This is a genomic window from Vibrio sp. PBL-C16 (assembly GCF_034321865.1).
Taxonomy (GTDB): domain Bacteria; phylum Pseudomonadota; class Gammaproteobacteria; order Enterobacterales; family Vibrionaceae; genus Vibrio; species Vibrio alginolyticus.
Genome location: NZ_JAXLNY010000002.1, coordinates 2,318,529 through 2,335,185, shown reverse-complemented (window position 1 = coordinate 2,335,185; position 16,657 = coordinate 2,318,529). Strand labels below are relative to the sequence as shown.

Below are 16,657 nucleotides of genomic sequence, written 5' to 3'. Positions count from 1 at the left end.
GTAATTTATTTTTGTTCATTTACTTAAGGTATTAAAAAAGCCAGCTTAACAGCTGGCTTTTAGTGTAAATGAAGTGTTTAGAATTCATTCATTTAATTAAACATTGAAGCGGAAGTGTACAACATCACCATCTTTTACGATGTAGTCTTTACCTTCTAGACGCCATTTACCTGCGTCTTTTGCGCCATTTTCACCATTGAATTGGATGAAATCGTCGTAACCGACTACTTCTGCACGAATAAAGCCTTTCTCGAAGTCAGTGTGGATCTTACCTGCCGCCTGAGGCGCAGTTGCACCAACAGGGATTGTCCAAGCACGTACTTCTTTAACACCTGCTGTGAAGTAGGTGTGTAGAGTCAGTAGTTCGTAACCAGAGCGAATTACACGGTTCAGACCCGGCTCTTCGATCCCCATATCTGCTAGGAATTCTTCGCGATCTTCATCTTCTAGTTCAGATAGTTCAGATTCGATAGCTGCACATACAGGTACAACGACATTGTTTTCTTTTTCTGCGAACTCACGAACCGCATCTAGATATGGATTATTTTCGAAGCCATCTTCGTTTACGTTTGCAATGTACATAGTTGGCTTCAGTGTTAGGAAGTTTAGATAGCCGATTGCTGCTAACTCTTCTTTAGATAGCTCAACTGTGCGTGCCATGCCGCCTTCAGTTAGTACTGGTAACAGTTTTTCTAGTACGGTTAGTTCAAATTTTGCGTCTTTATCGCCGCCTTTTGCCTTCTTCGCGTTACGTTGAATCGCTCGCTCACAAGAATCAAGGTCAGCCATTGCAAGTTCAAGGTTGATCACTTCGATATCTTCGATAGGTGAAACTTTACCTGAAACGTGAACAATGTTTTCGTTTTCAAAACAGCGTACAACGTGGCCAATCGCGTCTGTTTCACGGATGTTAGCTAGGAATTTGTTACCTAAACCTTCACCACGTGATGCACCAGCAACAAGACCAGCGATGTCCACGAACTCCATCGTCGTTGGAAGAACTCTCTGTGGGTTAACGATCTTAGCTAGTGCGTCTAGACGTAGATCTGGCACAGGAACCACACCAGTGTTTGGTTCAATGGTACAGAACGGGAAGTTTGCTGCTTCGATACCCGCTTTAGTTAGTGCGTTGAACAGAGTTGATTTACCTACGTTAGGTAGACCAACGATGCCACATTTAAAACCCATGATAGTAACCTTATTCAGCTTTGAACGTGTGGAGGCGATTTTGTGCTTTAGATAGGCCATCCTTAATCAGGATATCTAGACAACGAACAGCCTCATCAGCTGCTGCATCTAAAAGCTCTTGCTCTTTAGCTGGCGCTTTACCTAATACAAAACCCGCCACTTTATCTTTGTGTCCCGGATGACCAATGCCAATACGAAGACGATAAAAATCTTTGTTATTGCCCAGTTTGCTAATGGTGTCACGCAGACCGTTGTGTCCACCGTGACCCCCACCTTTTTTAAACTTAGCGACACCTGGCGGTAAGTCTAGCTCGTCATGAGCAACCATGATCTCTTCAGGTTTAATTTGATAAAATTTCGCAAGCGCAGCGATCGATTTACCTGATAGATTCATGAAGGTGGTTGGGATAAGCAAACGGAGATCCTGGCCATTGACCATAATGCGTCCTGTTAGACCAAAAAACTTTGGTTCGTTCTTCAGTGTAACGTTGTGAACGCGTGCTAATTCTTCTACAACCCAAGCGCCCGCATTGTGACGAGTTCTGGCGTATTCTGGTCCCGGATTAGCAAGACCAACAAGAAGTTTGATTGGTTGAGTCAAGGTTAGGATCTCTCTGGAATCTCAAAAAGCGCAGTATGATAGCACAGAATTCTCGCAGTGGGCGACCAAGGGATTTTCTGCCTATCGATACAAATAAAAAAACACCCCAAAGAGGGGTGCTTTTGAAATCAGTTTAACTGAAATGTTCGTATTAGTTGAACATTGCAGAGATTGACTCTTCGTTGCTGATACGACGAATCGCTTCAGCTAGCATGCGAGATAGGCTTAGTGTTGTCACTTTACCTGTTGCAGCCATCTCTTTAGACAGAGAGATAGAGTCAGTCACGATAACTTGGTCAAGAACTGAGTTCTTGATGTTATCCGCAGCGTTGCCTGAGAATACTGCGTGAGTAGCGTAAGCGAATACACGCTTAGCACCGCGCTCTTTTAGTGCTTCAGCTGCTTTACATAGTGTGCCACCTGTGTCGATCATGTCATCAACGATCACACAGTCACGACCTTCAACATCACCGATTAGGTTCATTACTTCAGAAACGTTTGCACGTGGACGACGCTTATCTACGATTGCGATGTCGATGTCGCCTAGTGCTTTTGCTGTTGCACGAGCACGAACAACGCCACCTAGGTCAGGAGATACCACTACAGGGTTATCTAGACCGCGAGCCTGCATATCTTCAAGTAGCACTGGCGTGCCGAAGATGTTGTCTACAGGTACATCGAAGAAGCCTTGAATTTGCTCTGCGTGTAGGTCGATAGTTAGAACGCGGTCAACACCAACGTTAGATAGGAAATCAGCAACAACTTTTGCAGTAATTGGCACACGCGCAGAACGTACACGACGGTCTTGGCGAGCGTAGCCGAAGTAAGGGATAACTGCAGTGATACGGCCTGCTGAAGCACGGCGCATTGCATCAATCATAACAACCAATTCCATTAGGTTGTCGTTAGTCGGTGCACAAGTGGATTGAATGATGAAAACATCGCTACCACGAACATTCTCATTGATTTGAACTGCAACTTCGCCATCAGAAAAGCGAGAAACAGATGCATCACCAAGAGAGATGTAAAGACGATCAGCAATACGTTGGGCTAGTTCAGGTGTTGCGTTACCAGCAAATAGCTTCATATCAGGCACGGTGGAAACCTCGGGTTTGCGTCCAGTTTAAATAGGTCGGTGTGAGGCTGATTGGTATTCAGCCAAAGTCTCTTTTAGTGGCGAAATATTGCGCCCTTGAGCGACAAATGCCGAGACTTTATCAGAGAGTTGTGCAAGGATAGTTTCTGCTTCAGATTTGCTCGAAAATTCAGCAAAAACGCAAGATCCTGTCCCCGTCAATCTTGACGGCGCGTATTGTAGCAGCCAAGAAAGTTGCTTATCAACCTCTGGGTAGAGCATTCGTACAATTTTTTCGCAATCGTTTACGCTTGGCGTATTTAAAAGTGTTTCTAGATCTCGTTTTGGGGTGTTTCGCGTCAGATCTGGATGACAAAAAACGTCGACGGTTGCGATAGATACATTCGGTCTGACGACTAAATACCACTTTTCTTCGGGATAAGCAGGAGAGAGTTTTTCACCAACACCTTCAGCAAAAGCTCCAAATCCGCGCACAAATACGGGCACATCTGCGCCCAGTTTTAAACCAATTTCAGCCAGTTCGTCGTCAGTTAGATTCAGTTGCCATAAGTAATTCAGTGCCACTAATGCTGTAGCTGCGTTCGATGAGCCTCCGCCAATGCCTCCACCCATAGGCAGCACTTTCTGTAGCTCAATGTGCGCGCCAAAAGGGCAGTTTGAGTAAGCTTGAAGCGCGGTTGCTGCTTTCCAAATTAAATTGTCTTGAAGAGGCACACCTTCTATCTCTGGAGAAATCGTAATATCACCAGAATGGTTCGCTTGAATGGTGAGCTCATCGCCGTGATCGACGAATTGGAATAAGGTTTGTAACTCGTGGTAGCCATTCTCTGTACGGCCGTTGATATATAGAAAGAGATTCAATTTCGCTGGTGATGGCCAGCGTGTTGAAAGTTCAATCATTGGGTGATGTTCCATTTTGTGATCACTAGATTTATTTTGACATCAGCTGTGGTGAGTTTCAGCTTATTTGGCAGAGGGAGAGACTGTTCATGCCATTGAACGTCGCCATATCGTTGATAAGCGATACTCCAATCATTTAAACCAATTTGTTTGTTTAACGCTTGCAGTGTATTGGTTGGAGACAGTTGGAATTTGTCGGCATCGGTAGGTAGACCTAATAGCCAGTCAGGCATGTGATCGACGGGCATCATTAACCCTGTAAGACGGTAAATCAGCTGGTTAGCACTGCGAGAAGAAAGGACCTGATCGTCGTAAGTTTCTACTGTGGCGCCTTGTGGGGTGATGGTGAGCTTTAATGCCGTTTGTCCGAGAATCGTAGTTAAACGCAACTGGCTTAGTGCTGAAGAATGTTTCCAGTAGAAATTTAAATTTTGTCTTTGGTCTGGGCCGATATAACCAAGTTTTCCCGTTGCTTGAAAATCTTGGATGGTCTCGAGTCGTTGCTCATGAGCTTGCCATTCAACGCTGGTAACACTTTCAGGAACGGACGAACAACCAGCGAGCAGTAAGCTCGACAAGAAAAAAAGAATAAAGGAGCGTAACGTCATGTTTGATGGCTTATTAATCAGTTTCATCGGGAATCGCTCACAACTATAGCATTGAAAAGTCGCACTTAGGAAAACAAATCCGGCTTACCCTTTCAATAAATGCGTGCTTACAGTAAAATTCTGGACCTATTTTATAACCTATCCCAGAGATACCACGTTAGATGTCCTTGCTTGCTATTGGAATTAATCACAATACAGCGTCTGTCGACTTGCGAGAGAAGGTGGCGTTTGGTCCGGATAAACTCGGCCCTGCACTCGAGCAACTTAGAGAGCACGAAGCGGTTAACGGCAGTGTGATTGTTTCAACCTGTAACCGAACCGAGTTGTACTGCGATGTTAAGCAAGGAGCGCGAAACAAGTTGATCGATTGGCTTGCTCAATTTCATCAAGTGAGCCGCGAAGATTTAATGCCGAGTTTGTATGTTCATGAAGAACAAGCTGCAATAAAGCATTTGATGCGCGTATCGTGCGGTCTTGACTCTCTGGTGTTGGGTGAGCCTCAAATTTTGGGGCAGGTAAAGCAAGCATTTTCTGACTCGCGAGATCATCAAGCTGTCGATGCCTCGATTGATAAACTGTTTCAAAAGACGTTCTCAGTCGCCAAACGGGTAAGAACAGAGACAGATATTGGTGGTAATGCCGTGTCCGTGGCTTATGCGGCATGTACACTGGCAAAACATATTTTTGAGTCGTTATCAGATTCAACCGTGCTTTTAGTTGGTGCGGGTGAGACGATTGAATTGGTCGCGAAGCATTTAGCGTCCAACGGTTGCACAAAAATGATTGTCGCGAACCGCACTAAAGAGCGCGCGCAAGGCTTAGCGGAGCAATTTGGCGCAGAAGTGATCAGTTTGAACGAAATTCCTGAACATTTGGCGAAAGCGGACATTGTGATTAGCTCAACGGCGAGCCCATTGCCTATTATTGGCAAAGGTATGGTCGAAACGGCTCTAAAGCAGCGCCGACATCAACCTATCTTGTTAGTCGATATTGCGGTGCCGCGAGATGTAGAGTCGGAAGTCGGTGAACTGAACGACGCATATCTGTATTCTGTTGATGACTTGCAATCTATCATCGACAGCAACATTGAGCAGCGTAAAGTCGAAGCGATTCAAGCTGAAGCGATTGTTAGTGAAGAAAGCGCTGCATTTATGACATGGTTGCGTTCACTGCAAGCCGTCGATAGTATTCGCGACTATCGCAAATCAGCCAACGAAATTCGTGAAGAGTTACTGAGCAAAAGTTTGCAATCTTTAGCGGCAGGCGCAGATCCGGAGAAAGTGCTGCGCGAGCTGAGTAATAAACTCACCAACAAACTGATTCACGCTCCAACTCGCGCATTGCAAAGTGCAGCAGAGCAAGGCGAACCAGCAAAATTAACGATTATCCGCCAAACACTTGGCTTGGATGATCTATAACTCACGCTTTTTATTAAGAAAACGACACTATGAAAGCCTCTATTCTGACTAAGCTAGAAACGCTAGTAGAACGTTACGAAGAAGTTCAACATCTTCTTGGTGATCCTGATGTAATTGGAAATCAGGACAAATTCCGTGCTCTATCAAGAGAGTACTCTCAGCTAGAAGAAGTAACCAAGTGCTTCCAAGCTTATCAACAAGCACAAGAAGATCTTGTCGCCGCTGAAGAGATGGCAAACGAAGACGACGAAGAAATGCGTGAAATGGCGCAAGAAGAAATCAAAGAAGCGAAAGCGACGATTGAGCGTCTTACTGATGAGTTACAGATTCTTCTTCTGCCAAAAGATCCGAACGATGATCGTAACTGTTTCCTAGAAATTCGTGCAGGTGCGGGTGGCGACGAAGCGGGTATCTTCGCGGGTGATCTATTCCGTATGTACAGCAAGTACGCAGAAAAGCGTGGCTGGCGCATCGAAGTCATGTCTTCAAACGAGGCAGAGCACGGTGGTTACAAAGAGATGATCGCGAAAGTAAGCGGCGACGGTGCATACGGCGTGTTGAAATTTGAGTCAGGCGGTCACCGTGTACAGCGTGTTCCTGCAACTGAATCTCAAGGCCGTGTGCATACTTCTGCTTGTACAGTAGCAGTAATGGCGGAAATCCCTGAAGCGGATCTGCCTGAAATCAAAGCAGCAGACCTGAAAATCGATACGTTCCGTGCATCTGGCGCGGGTGGTCAGCACGTTAACACCACGGATTCTGCAATTCGTATTACCCACTTACCAACGGGTACGGTAGTAGAGTGTCAGGATGAGCGTTCACAGCACAAGAACAAAGCGAAAGCAATGGCGGTTCTTGCTGCTCGTATCGTTCAAGCGGAAGAAGAGCGTCGTGCCGCAGAAGTGTCTGATACACGTCGTAACCTTCTAGGTTCTGGTGACCGTAGTGACCGTATTCGTACATACAACTACCCACAAGGTCGTGTGTCTGATCACCGTATCAACCTGACCATCTATCGTTTGAACGAAGTGATGGAAGGTGACCTGCAGAGCTTGATTGATCCTGTGATTCAAGAGCACCAAGCAGACCAACTTGCGGCGCTCGCAGAGAACGGCTAATCGATGAGCCAAGTTCAATCGATTGAGCAAGCACTGAAAAGTGCGACGGCGAAACTGGCAGAAGGCGGCAAAGAGTCGCCTTCTCTCGATGCAGCTGTACTCCTTTGCCATGTCCTTGGCAAACCACGAACTTACCTGCTGACCTGGCCAGAAAAAGCATTAGAAGCAGAGCAAAAATCTCAGTTTGACGCTCTACTTGAACGACGTTTAACTGGTGAACCCGTCGCTTATATTATTGGTGAGCGAGAGTTTTGGTCTTTACCATTCAAAGTTTCTCCCTCTACCTTGATCCCAAGACCGGATACAGAACGTTTGGTCGAAGTTGCACTCGATAAGACCTACGAGCAGACTGGGCCTATTTTAGATCTTGGAACGGGGACGGGAGCTATCGCCATCGCGCTTGCATCTGAAATGCCAAAGCGTCAAGTGATGGGCGTAGACCTTAAGCAAGAAGCGAAAGCACTTGCAGAGTACAATGCTGAGCAGCTAAACATCAAAAATGTGACCTTTGCTCAAGGCAGTTGGTTTGAGCCTATTACAGAAGGTACGAAGTTTGCTTTAATTGTCTCCAACCCGCCATATATTGATGAAAAAGATCCACATTTATCCCAAGGCGATGTGCGCTTTGAGCCAAAATCTGCATTAGTTGCTAAAGAGAATGGCTTAGCTGATATTCGTCATATCTCGGATCTTGCTCGTCAGTATCTTGAAGTGGGCGGTTGGCTGGCATTTGAACATGGTTATGATCAAGGTGAGGCGGTGCGTGAGATAATGCGTGGCTTTGGTTACCAACAGGTCGCTACGGAAAAAGATTATGGCGGTAACGATCGAGTAACACTTGGTTGTCTGGCCAGTTAATCATGGAAGTCAGCAAACACTAACTAAAAAGAGAAGAAAAATGTACGTAGCTCTAAAACACATACACTTAGTGACGATCGCTCTCAGCGCGACGCTACTATCGATCCGATTCGTGTTAATGATGATGAACTCACCGAAGCGAAATAATCGCTTTTTGAAAGTGTTTCCCCACATCGTTGATACTGCATTGCTAGTGTCAGGTATCGCGCTTATTTTCATTACGGGTTTCATCCCGTTTACCGATGCCGCACCGTGGTTAACAAACAAAATCACCTGCGTACTGGCGTACATTGCGCTTGGATTCTTCTCATTGAAACTTGCGAAAAACAACCTACTGAAGATATTTGGCTTTTTCGGCGCATTAGGTTGGTTGGTCATGGCTGCAAACATTGCTGTGTCTAAGAGCCCTACGTTATTTGGATAGACGTCATGTTAGAGTTTTTTGACGAAGATTTTGACAATATACCGTTGGTGGAAGGTGCGCTTGAGCTAAACAAAGCGATTAACCCAGAAACCAAAGTACATTGGGCGAAACAAGAGTTAGAGCGTCTTTACAAAGATGCAGAAGCCACGCTTGTTCATGAAACCGATGAAGAGCAACGATTTGATGCATTCCTACGACTGTTTTTCCACGAGTGGGGGTTCAAAGGCGACGAGCAGGAATACTTTATTTCGGACAACAGCTTCATCGATAAAGTGTTGGAGCGCAGAAAAGGTATTCCTGTGAGCTTAGGTTCGATTTTGTTATACCTAGGCAAAAAGTTGGGGTTCCCGTTGAAGGGAGTTACTTTCCCTACTCAGTTCCTGTTAAAAGTCGATTGGATGCATAAGAAGCCAGACTACATCAACCCATTTAATGGTGAGTATGTAGGTGAAAGGATTCTTCAAGCTTGGCTTATTGGCCAGGAAGGACCGTTAGCTCAGCTAAAGCCTGAACATTTTGAGGAAGCTGACAACCCAACAATTATTGGTCGCTGGTTGGCATTGATTAAAAGTGCGATGTTGCGTGAAGAGCATTATACGCTGGCATTACGTTGTACAAATCTTGCTCTAACATTTGTGCCAGATGACCCATACGAAATTCGTGACCGTGGTTTTATTTTCCAACAGCTAGAGTGCCCTCAAGTAGCGGTATCAGATTTTCAGTACTTTATTGACCAATGCCCTGACGATCCGGCTTCCGAGCTACTAAAATCACAAGTTAATGTGATGAGTGAAACGCACGTCACACTTCACTAATTTTATCGATGTGCCGAACGGTGGCGTATCGTGGACAGAAAAAGAGAATCAAAATGGAACAGAAAATCGTTAATATCGGCGACATTCAGGTTGCTAACGACAAGCCATTCACCCTATTTGCAGGTATGAACGTTCTTGAGTCTCGTGATCTTGCGATGCAGATCTGTGAGCACTACGTAAAAGTAACGGAAAAACTTGGTATTCCTTACGTATTTAAGGCGTCGTTTGACAAAGCAAACCGCAGTTCTGTTCATTCATACCGTGGTCCAGGTCTGGAAGAAGGTATGAAAATCTTTCAGGAGCTGAAAGACACTTTTGGTGTAAAGATCATCACGGACGTTCACACTGAAGCGCAAGCTCAACCTGTCGCTGACGTGGTAGACGTTATTCAGCTTCCTGCATTCCTAGCTCGTCAAACTGACCTTGTTGAAGCTATGGCCAAAACAGGTGCGGTTATCAACGTGAAGAAACCTCAATTTATGAGCCCTGGTCAAGTGGGTAACATCGTTGAGAAGTTCGCAGAATGCGGTAACGACAAGATCATCCTATGTGAGCGCGGTTCTTGCCACGGTTACGATAACCTAGTTGTAGATATGCTTGGTTTTGGTGTGATGAAAAATGCTTCAAAAGGTAGCCCAATCATCTTTGACGTAACGCACTCGCTACAAATGCGTGACCCATCAGGCGCAGCATCTGGCGGCCGTCGTGAGCAGACAGTTGAGCTTGCAAAAGCGGGTCTAGCGACAGGCATCGCAGGTCTATTTATCGAAGCGCACCCAAACCCAGACCAAGCGCGTTGTGATGGCCCATCTGCACTGCCTCTAGACAAGTTAGAGCCATTCTTAGCACAAATGAAATCGCTTGATGATCTAATCAAGAGCTTTGCAGATATCGATATCAAGTAAACGCCAGATGACTGGTGGTAACAAATACTATAGCCAACCGAGTGTTGGCTATTTTTTTATCTGAAAAACTGTAAATTCTCAAACTTGTTACTGATGAATTTGTTATTGCTAAACAATGCATCATAATTATTAAATCAATGTGTTAGGGTGCACGTGGTTTTCAAATAGATCGAATTCCTAAAATGTGCGTCAGTAATCCCAATAAGAAAAAGGTAAATAAATGAATCAGCGTCTGATGATCAAAACTGTTTTGAGTGCCGCTATCTTGGCCTCGTTAGCTGGGTGTGCTACGCAACCTGCACCAGAATGGAATGCCGATACAACCTATAAATTGACCGTGTTGCACACTAACGATCATCATGGTCGCTTTTGGCAAAATCGATACGGTGAATATGGCATGGCGGCGCGTAAAACGTTAATCGATGATTTGCGCGAAGAAATACAGGCTGAGGGGGGGAGCGTGTTATTGCTTTCTGGTGGTGACATCAACACAGGAGTACCTGAGTCTGATTTACAAGATGCCGAGCCGGATTTTAAAGGCATGAGCAAAATTGGTTACGATGCGATGGCTCTAGGTAATCATGAGTTTGATAATCCATTGGACGTGCTATTCAAGCAGCAAGAGTGGGCAAACTTTCCGATGTTGTCTGCCAATATTTACGATAAAAATACTGGCAAGCGTTTATTCCAACCATACGCGATGTTTAACAAGCAGGGCATTAAAATTGCGGTCATTGGTCTTACAACCGAAGACACAGCGAAACTTGGCAACCCTGAATTCATTGAACAAATTGACTTCCGTGACCCAAAAGAAGAAGCCAAGAAGTTGATTGCAGAACTGAAAGAGACAGAGTATCCAGATCTGATTTTTGCTGTCACGCATATGGGACACTATGAAAATGGTAATAGAGGCATCAATGCTCCTGGCGATGTGGCGTTAGCTCGTTATTTGAATGACGGCGATCTCGACATGATCGTTGGAGGACACTCACAAGAACCTGTGTGCATGGAAGGTCCAAACGTTATCAAAAAGAACTTTAAACCAGGTGATGAATGTCAGCCCGATAAACAAAATGGTACCTTTATTGTTCAGGCACATGAGTGGGGGAAATATGTGGGACGCGCCGATTACGAGTTTCGTAATGGCGAACTCTCGATGGTGAGCTACGATCTAATCCCTGTAAACTTGAAAAAGAAAATTAAAGTTGATGGTCAGTCGCAACGAGTCTTGATCCAAGATGAGATTGAACAAGACGAAATGATGCTTGAGTTTCTTCGTCCTTATCAAGAGAAAGGTCAGGGCAAGCTAAACGTGAAGATTGCAGAATCTAACGGTAAGCTTGAGGGTGACCGCAATGTGGTTCGTTACCAGCAAACAAACTTAGGCCGATTAATTGCAACGGCTCACATGGAACGTGCGAAAGCAGATTTTGCTGTAATGAATTCTGGTGGTGTTCGAGATTCGATTGCTGCGGGTGATATTACTTATAAAGACGTGCTCACTGTTCAGCCATTTGGCAATATGGTTTCTTACGTTGATATGACGGGTAAAGAGGTATTAGATTATCTAAATGTCGTTGCAACTAAGCCTGTTGACTCTGGTGCTTATGCACAGTTTGCCGGCATTGCGATGAGTATCAATAATGGTGAGGTAACCAATGTGTTTATTGGTAATAAGCAACTTCGCTTAGATGGTAATTACCGCTTTACAGTACCAAGCTATAATGCTGCTGGTGGAGATGGTTACCCTAAAATCGACGATCATCCAGGGTATGTAAATACAGGTTTTACCGATGCTGAGGTTCTGAAGGATTATTTAGAAACACACAGCCCTATTGATGTTAATGAGTATGCCCCTTCAGGTGAAATCACGTATTTAGTTGATACGGCGATTGATCAGTAACCCAACAGAGAAAAAGCGATTGACTCAAACTCGCTGATATCATTAACTAAAAGCGCAGATCCAATTCAGTCTGCGCTTTTTGTTTTTATGAGGAGAATCTTGATGACTCCGGCCATTAATCTTGCGAAAAAGAAAAAAATTCCACACACCATCCATCAATATGAGCACGATCCTAGAGCCGATAGTTATGGTTTAGAAGCTGCTGAAGTGCTAGGACAGGATCCGAAAACAGTATTTAAAACCTTGTTGTTCTGCTTGAACGGGGAGCCAAAGAACCTTGCGGTTGCGATTATCCCTGTTGATCAAAAGCTGAACCTAAAACTGGCGGCGAAAGCAGCGAAGGGCAAAAAGGCCGATATGGCTGATCCGGAAATCGCGCAAAAGACCACAGGTTATGTCGTTGGTGGAATTAGCCCACTAGGGCAGAAGAAAGCCTTACCTACTTTTTTGCACGAAAGCGCAGTAGAGCAAGACACAATCTGTGTGAGTGCTGGTAAACGTGGTTTAGAAATTGAGTTAGCCCCGAGAGATTTGCTGAGCTTAACTCGCGGTCAGTTTGCACCTCTTTGTTTGTAAACTCATGACAAATAAAAAGGACGCTCATGAGCGTCCTTTTTTGATCTTGCCTGTCAGTGAAGCGTTACTTCTTCAGACTCAATGTACCACCAGTGCGTTTAGCTGGTTTACTTGGTTTCGCGGCATTTGGGTTCATGTAATGCTGCTTGGGCTTACTCGGTGATTGAGGCTTGTTTGCTGAATGCGTATTGCTCGATGCATCTGGTTTACGGTGTGATTTACCATGCTCGCCTTGCGGTCTACTGCGTTCACCTTGTGGTTTCGCTTTGTAATGTTCTTTAGCTGGACGTCCGCCTTCATCATCACGCTGACGACGCTTTTGTTGACCTTTTTTCGAGTTTGGTGCATGACGGAATTCATCAGCATTGTTACCGCGGAAAGTTCGTGTCTTCTGGTTACGACGAGCAGTAGAATCTTGGTTTTCTTCTCGGCTATCAAACAGCTTCGCGTCGGTCGCTTTACGAATGTTGCGACCTCTAGAGTCTGTTTTTGATGCTTCTTCTGTACCTACCGAGCCTTCACACATTGCTAGGATCTCTGCCACTTCTTCGTCACTTAGATAACGCCATTTCCCATTCGGAATACCATCAAGAGAGATATTCATGATGCGTACGCGACGCAGCTTGAATACTTCATAGCCCAGCGCTTCACACATACGACGGATCTGACGGTTAAGTCCTTGAGTGAGCACAATACGGAAAGAGAATTTAGTCTCTTTTGTTACCTTGCAAGGTAGGGTGACTGTGTCGAGAATCTTAACGCCACTCGACATCTGTTTGAGAAACTCGCCTGTAATTGGCTTGTCCACGCGTACGACGTACTCTTTTTCGTGGCTGTTGCCTGCGCGAAGGATTTTGTTCACGATGTCGCCATCGTTGGTCAAAAAGATCAGACCATCAGAGGGTTTGTCTAAGCGGCCGATCGGAAAGATACGTTTTTGGTGGCCGATGAAATCAACGATGTTTCCAGGGACGTCTCTCTCAGTTGTACAGGTGATGCCTGTTGGTTTATTGAGAGCGATATAAATCGGCTTCTCTTTTGCTGCCACTGGCTTACCATCCACACAAACATCATCACCAGGTAGCACTTTTGTCCCCATTTCAGGTTTGTTGCCATTAATGGTGACACGGCCTTGCTCAATCAGTCTGTCTGCTTCACGGCGTGAGCAAAACCCCGTTTCACTGATGAATTTATTTAATCGTTTAGCGTTGTCTTGTGACATTTTTGTCTCCTAACGTTTCACAACGGCGAATGAAGCTCCCTTCCTCTAAGGGGAAGGAAGAATAAGGGCGGGCATTCTAGCATTAGGGTGAAATTTAGCCTAACCGTTTTTGGTGACGTTCGCGGGTTTCTAATTTCTTTTCCGCACTTTTTCTAAGTAGGACGTAAACGGCTCCAGTTCCACCGTGAAAGCGTTGCGCACTATGGATGCATTGGACTTCCTTTATTTGTCGTAGCCAACTGCTAACAAAGCTTTTCATCATTGCAGGTGGATTTGAGCGTTCTCCTCGACCATGGACGATAACGACCGTTCGTATGTCCATTGATAGGCACTGTTTTAAAAACTTTACGACTTCATTACGTGCTTCTTTCAATGTTTTACGGTGCAAATCCAAGCGAGCTTGGATTGGATACTTACCAAGGCGAAGTTTGCGGTAAACCCCGTCCTGTACACCATCACGTTTGAACTCAACAAAGTCCTCTGGCTTGAGCATTTCAGCGTGATCAAGTGATAGGTATTCTGGGTCATCTTCCGTTAACCAGATTGCTGCTTCGCGTTTTGCGAGCTGTGCTTCTGTTACTTGGTGTACTTTTTTGTGTTCGGTGGTGTCTTGAGTGATTGGCTTTACATCGCCCATCATCTGTTGAAATAGATCAAAATCGTCGTCGTGAGACATAGCAGTAATCTCATTAAGAACAGGGAAGAATAATAGGATTATATCAATGAGTGGTGCATTGAGATCAAATAAAAAACCGGAGTAGGCAAGTAACCGACTCCGGTGCAAAGCGTTTCTAGAGCTAAGCGAGATCTAGTGAGGAGATTTGTCGTTCATGATCTTGTATATGAAGAAACCGCCGTAAAATAACATCAGACCAATTGCCCCAAAAATTACTATCATTGACGATAGACCCACTGCATTACCAAATAGGAGATCAAGCCAAAAGTCCATACGTTTCCTCCAAGATGTTCCCGACAGGAATAAACTAAATGGCGGTGTCTTGTTGCACACTGATCTGGATCAATTATGTTGCTAAGGTTAATAAACTGTATTTTGTTGTGAGTTATCAGTCACATTTTACGTGCTAGTGTTCAGTTATTCATCAAACGAATTAAGACCTAAGGTTTTTTTGTAAAAAGCACTTGCGCCACAGTTCAGAATCCGTAATATACGCACTCGTTGACGGGGACAATTCCTCAGTTAAACATATCGGTGAATAGCGCAGCTTGGTAGCGCATCTGGTTTGGGACCAGAGGGTCGGGGGTTCGAATCCCTCTTCACCGACCATATTGAGAAAAAGGCTCTACAGAAATGTAGAGCCTTTTTCGTATTTGGTGATATTTATTTGGAACCAGAGGATCGGGGTCTGGAATGCCAGGCCTCTGGAAGCTCGGTCGCGTCGAATCCCTACTTCACCGACCACTTTTAGAAAGCCTGCTCAATGAGCAGGCTTTCGTCGTTTTTAGCGCTAGTAATTTTAGACTTCAATAGTATCGAATCAAATTGGGGTTCGCCTGATGTTCGAATATGGCACTTCACCGACACGTATTGAGAGGAAGGCTCTACAGAAATGTAGGGCCTTTTCATTTTTTAGAGTGAGTAAATTTATTACTTGATGTCACACGAGATAGTATTGATAGGAGTTTCAGAAGTAGTGAAGCAGACATAAGCGGTCTTTGGGTGATTTGGACCAATCTTGACGTAACCCGCTTTTAAATCGTCTTCATCAAACGTTACTGAGTGAGATTTGCTTGTATTTCCATCATAGTAAACCGCTTCAAAGCCTTGGTTCATCATATGTGCAACGCGATTTCGAGTGTGGGCTGTTGAAAACGTGATGTTCGCGCAACGCATCATTGGTTTTTCGGTAATAAGAAATTGACCACTCTCTTTATCTAAAACACCGCCTTTTACTTCCGGAGTTATATCAATAGCTTGAAAAGCTTCTACGTTGCATGGCGGTTTAGCATAAGACAGCGAAGAAGTGAGCATAATTCCAATCGTGTATAGGAATAAATATTTAAATTTCATATGAGTTGTTTTGTATCCACTTAGCTTAACGGCGATTTATAAGAAAGTTTGAATGAATTTTAAATGGTTGTATTTAAATAATTGTATTTAAATGGCATTTTTCAAACAATCACTAGATATCACAATTTGCTTGGCGCGTCTTACCCAGTGGTTTGATGTTAAAACCCCGATTTTTAAGCAGTTCAATCAGGTTATCTTTACCTACTAAATGCAAGCCACCAACAACAACGGTGTAACGACCCGCTTGCTGAGGTAGAACACTGCCAGTGTCGAGTTTTTTAGCCCAATCTCGATTACGCTCGTATAAAAAGGCTTGGTTAAACTCTTCTGTTGTATGATCGGTCAAAGAGGCTTCGACCAACATGCTACCATCACCGCTCTTCCAACTCTCTATCAAGCATTGAACCAACTCTTCTCCGCCATCATATTCTTCAATTGACGAGAGAAGTATCTCTTTACCGCCTTCTGATTGACCTGCGATTAAATCGATTTGGAATTGCACGGACTCCAGTGGAATGACCGGGATTTGCTTTTTATCAGCGAGTCCTATTAAGTGCATGTCGACCCCTTTATCAGAGACATACCCCAGTTTGTTGACTAAAGCGAGTTGGATGGTGAATGCAGCCATCCAAGGTGGGGAATTTAGGAGTTGAGTTTCTGGCAAACCTAAATCTTGGGCAATTTCAATTAAGTGGCGACGTTGAGCTCTGTCTAAAACATCTTTAGAAAGAATGGTTGTTTGTGGGTAAACCAAGCCTTCAGAATTCCTGACGTCTGCTTCAATAATCAACCCTGCGCTTTGGCTTAAGTGCTGGATGACCGTTCTAGGGAGTGGGTACATCGTTTTATCCCCCACATGTACCGAGCCAATAATCATAAGTTCGGTTTCCCCTTTTTTCGCTAACCAATGCTGTGGCTCTGCATAAGAGGAAAAAGGAGTCAAAGTAACAAGTAGAGATGATATGAGCGTCAAGAGACGAAACATAGAGTGGCCCT

Annotated in this window: 18 protein-coding genes and 1 tRNA gene; 9 read left to right on the top strand and 10 right to left on the bottom strand. The window is 44.6% G+C overall.

The genetic code is table 11. From position 1 onward, the window contains the following. Window positions 1-96 precede the first annotated feature (96 nt). The 5 genes from ychF to lolB all read right to left on the bottom strand — a co-directional run bounded on the left by ychF (window position 97) and on the right by lolB (window position 4,420). Complete coding sequence (gene ychF / locus UQW94_RS18910; protein ID WP_005393178.1) at window positions 97-1,188, bottom strand: redox-regulated ATPase YchF; 1,092 nt, start codon at window positions 1,186-1,188, stop codon at window positions 97-99. A 10-nt stretch (window positions 1,189-1,198) separates the two neighbouring features. Next, window positions 1,199-1,789 (bottom strand): aminoacyl-tRNA hydrolase, encoded by a 591-nt coding sequence (gene pth / locus UQW94_RS18905; protein ID WP_042524127.1) that lies wholly within the window; start codon window positions 1,787-1,789, stop codon window positions 1,199-1,201. A gap of 151 nt (window positions 1,790-1,940) precedes the next feature. Continuing rightward, a complete protein-coding gene (locus UQW94_RS18900) occupies window positions 1,941-2,885 on the bottom strand; it encodes a ribose-phosphate pyrophosphokinase (protein ID WP_005393176.1) in 945 nt (314 codons plus the stop codon). Window positions 2,886-2,912: 27 nt separating this feature from the next. Beyond that, window positions 2,913-3,785, bottom strand: a complete 873-nt coding sequence (gene ispE, locus UQW94_RS18895) for a 4-(cytidine 5'-diphospho)-2-C-methyl-D-erythritol kinase (RefSeq protein ID WP_322142486.1) — start codon at window positions 3,783-3,785, stop codon at window positions 2,913-2,915. Next, complete coding sequence (gene lolB / locus UQW94_RS18890; RefSeq protein WP_017634843.1) at window positions 3,782-4,420, bottom strand: lipoprotein insertase outer membrane protein LolB; 639 nt, start codon at window positions 4,418-4,420, stop codon at window positions 3,782-3,784. Before lolB ends, ispE begins: the two co-directional genes overlap by 4 nt. Window positions 4,421-4,554: 134 nt before the next feature. Here lolB and hemA point away from each other — a divergent pair, with 134 nt between their 5' ends. The 8 genes from hemA (at window position 4,555) to ybaK (ending at window position 12,410) form a co-directional block, all read left to right on the top strand. Continuing rightward, window positions 4,555-5,811 (top strand): glutamyl-tRNA reductase, encoded by a 1,257-nt coding sequence (gene hemA, locus UQW94_RS18885; RefSeq protein ID WP_213911232.1) that lies wholly within the window; start codon window positions 4,555-4,557, stop codon window positions 5,809-5,811. 29 nt (window positions 5,812-5,840) lie between these two features. Then, entirely contained in the window at window positions 5,841-6,929 is a 1,089-nt protein-coding gene (prfA, locus tag UQW94_RS18880; RefSeq protein ID WP_005382222.1) for a peptide chain release factor 1, read from the top strand. Between the two features lie 3 nt (window positions 6,930-6,932). Beyond that, window positions 6,933-7,787 (top strand): peptide chain release factor N(5)-glutamine methyltransferase, encoded by an 855-nt coding sequence (prmC, locus tag UQW94_RS18875; protein WP_017634841.1) that lies wholly within the window; start codon window positions 6,933-6,935, stop codon window positions 7,785-7,787. A 40-nt stretch (window positions 7,788-7,827) separates the two neighbouring features. Continuing rightward, complete coding sequence (locus UQW94_RS18870) at window positions 7,828-8,211, top strand: SirB2 family protein (RefSeq protein ID WP_005382225.1); 384 nt, start codon at window positions 7,828-7,830, stop codon at window positions 8,209-8,211. Window positions 8,212-8,216: 5 nt separating this feature from the next. Beyond that, a complete protein-coding gene (locus tag UQW94_RS18865; RefSeq protein WP_005384098.1) occupies window positions 8,217-9,026 on the top strand; it encodes a SirB1 family protein in 810 nt (269 codons plus the stop codon). A gap of 53 nt (window positions 9,027-9,079) precedes the next feature. Next, window positions 9,080-9,931 (top strand): 3-deoxy-8-phosphooctulonate synthase, encoded by an 852-nt coding sequence (gene kdsA, locus UQW94_RS18860; RefSeq protein ID WP_005384095.1) that lies wholly within the window; start codon window positions 9,080-9,082, stop codon window positions 9,929-9,931. A 220-nt stretch (window positions 9,932-10,151) separates the two neighbouring features. Further along, the gene (ushA, locus tag UQW94_RS18855; RefSeq protein ID WP_322142485.1) at window positions 10,152-11,834 is read left to right on the top strand and encodes a bifunctional UDP-sugar hydrolase/5'-nucleotidase UshA; all 1,683 of its coding nucleotides are present in this window, start codon (window positions 10,152-10,154) and stop codon (window positions 11,832-11,834) included. A 102-nt stretch (window positions 11,835-11,936) separates the two neighbouring features. Next, entirely contained in the window at window positions 11,937-12,410 is a 474-nt protein-coding gene (gene ybaK / locus UQW94_RS18850; protein ID WP_154204786.1) for a Cys-tRNA(Pro) deacylase, read from the top strand. A gap of 64 nt (window positions 12,411-12,474) precedes the next feature. Here ybaK and rluF read toward each other — a convergent pair whose 3' ends face one another. The 3 genes from rluF to UQW94_RS18835 all read right to left on the bottom strand — a co-directional run bounded on the left by rluF (window position 12,475) and on the right by UQW94_RS18835 (window position 14,581). Beyond that, window positions 12,475-13,632: a 23S rRNA pseudouridine(2604) synthase RluF gene (gene rluF / locus UQW94_RS18845; protein ID WP_064377052.1), complete on the bottom strand. Its 1,158-nt coding sequence runs from the start codon at window positions 13,630-13,632 to the stop codon at window positions 12,475-12,477. A 94-nt stretch (window positions 13,633-13,726) separates the two neighbouring features. Next, on the bottom strand, window positions 13,727-14,308 hold the full coding sequence (gene smrA, locus UQW94_RS18840) for a DNA endonuclease SmrA (RefSeq protein WP_322142484.1): 582 nt from the start codon (window positions 14,306-14,308) through the stop codon (window positions 13,727-13,729). 132 nt (window positions 14,309-14,440) lie between these two features. Further along, window positions 14,441-14,581 carry a DUF3149 domain-containing protein gene (locus tag UQW94_RS18835; RefSeq protein WP_005382236.1) on the bottom strand — a complete coding sequence of 47 codons (141 nt, stop codon included), beginning with the start codon at window positions 14,579-14,581 and terminating at the stop codon, window positions 14,441-14,443. 259 nt (window positions 14,582-14,840) lie between these two features. Between UQW94_RS18835 and UQW94_RS18830 the strand changes: the two genes are divergently transcribed. Then, a tRNA-Pro gene (locus UQW94_RS18830) sits at window positions 14,841-14,917 on the top strand. A gap of 321 nt (window positions 14,918-15,238) precedes the next feature. On the opposite strand, the gene UQW94_RS18825 is transcribed toward UQW94_RS18830, so the two are convergent. Further along, window positions 15,239-15,622 carry a hypothetical protein gene (locus UQW94_RS18825; protein WP_005384085.1) on the bottom strand — a complete coding sequence of 128 codons (384 nt, stop codon included), beginning with the start codon at window positions 15,620-15,622 and terminating at the stop codon, window positions 15,239-15,241. Between the two features lie 151 nt (window positions 15,623-15,773). Continuing rightward, window positions 15,774-16,646, bottom strand: coding sequence for a TraB/GumN family protein (locus UQW94_RS18820; RefSeq protein ID WP_213901877.1), 873 nt, complete (start codon window positions 16,644-16,646; stop codon window positions 15,774-15,776). Window positions 16,647-16,657 lie beyond the last annotated feature (11 nt).

Coding starts and splice junctions, on each gene's coding strand:
- UQW94_RS18825 (WP_005384085.1), bottom strand. CDS start 15,622: ATGCTCACTTCTTCGCTGTCTTATGCTAAACCGCCATGCAACGTAGAA.
- prmC (WP_017634841.1), top strand. CDS start 6,933: ATGAGCCAAGTTCAATCGATTGAGCAAGCACTGAAAAGTGCGACGGCG.
- ispE (WP_322142486.1), bottom strand. CDS start 3,785: ATGATTGAACTTTCAACACGCTGGCCATCACCAGCGAAATTGAATCTC.
- UQW94_RS18820 (WP_213901877.1), bottom strand. CDS start 16,646: ATGTTTCGTCTCTTGACGCTCATATCATCTCTACTTGTTACTTTGACT.
- UQW94_RS18835 (WP_005382236.1), bottom strand. CDS start 14,581: ATGGACTTTTGGCTTGATCTCCTATTTGGTAATGCAGTGGGTCTATCG.
- smrA (WP_322142484.1), bottom strand. CDS start 14,308: ATGTCTCACGACGACGATTTTGATCTATTTCAACAGATGATGGGCGAT.
- prfA (WP_005382222.1), top strand. CDS start 5,841: ATGAAAGCCTCTATTCTGACTAAGCTAGAAACGCTAGTAGAACGTTAC.
- ushA (WP_322142485.1), top strand. CDS start 10,152: ATGAATCAGCGTCTGATGATCAAAACTGTTTTGAGTGCCGCTATCTTG.
- hemA (WP_213911232.1), top strand. CDS start 4,555: ATGTCCTTGCTTGCTATTGGAATTAATCACAATACAGCGTCTGTCGAC.
- UQW94_RS18865 (WP_005384098.1), top strand. CDS start 8,217: ATGTTAGAGTTTTTTGACGAAGATTTTGACAATATACCGTTGGTGGAA.
- kdsA (WP_005384095.1), top strand. CDS start 9,080: ATGGAACAGAAAATCGTTAATATCGGCGACATTCAGGTTGCTAACGAC.
- rluF (WP_064377052.1), bottom strand. CDS start 13,632: ATGTCACAAGACAACGCTAAACGATTAAATAAATTCATCAGTGAAACG.
- UQW94_RS18870 (WP_005382225.1), top strand. CDS start 7,828: ATGTACGTAGCTCTAAAACACATACACTTAGTGACGATCGCTCTCAGC.
- ychF (WP_005393178.1), bottom strand. CDS start 1,188: ATGGGTTTTAAATGTGGCATCGTTGGTCTACCTAACGTAGGTAAATCA.
- lolB (WP_017634843.1), bottom strand. CDS start 4,420: ATGAAACTGATTAATAAGCCATCAAACATGACGTTACGCTCCTTTATT.
- ybaK (WP_154204786.1), top strand. CDS start 11,937: ATGACTCCGGCCATTAATCTTGCGAAAAAGAAAAAAATTCCACACACC.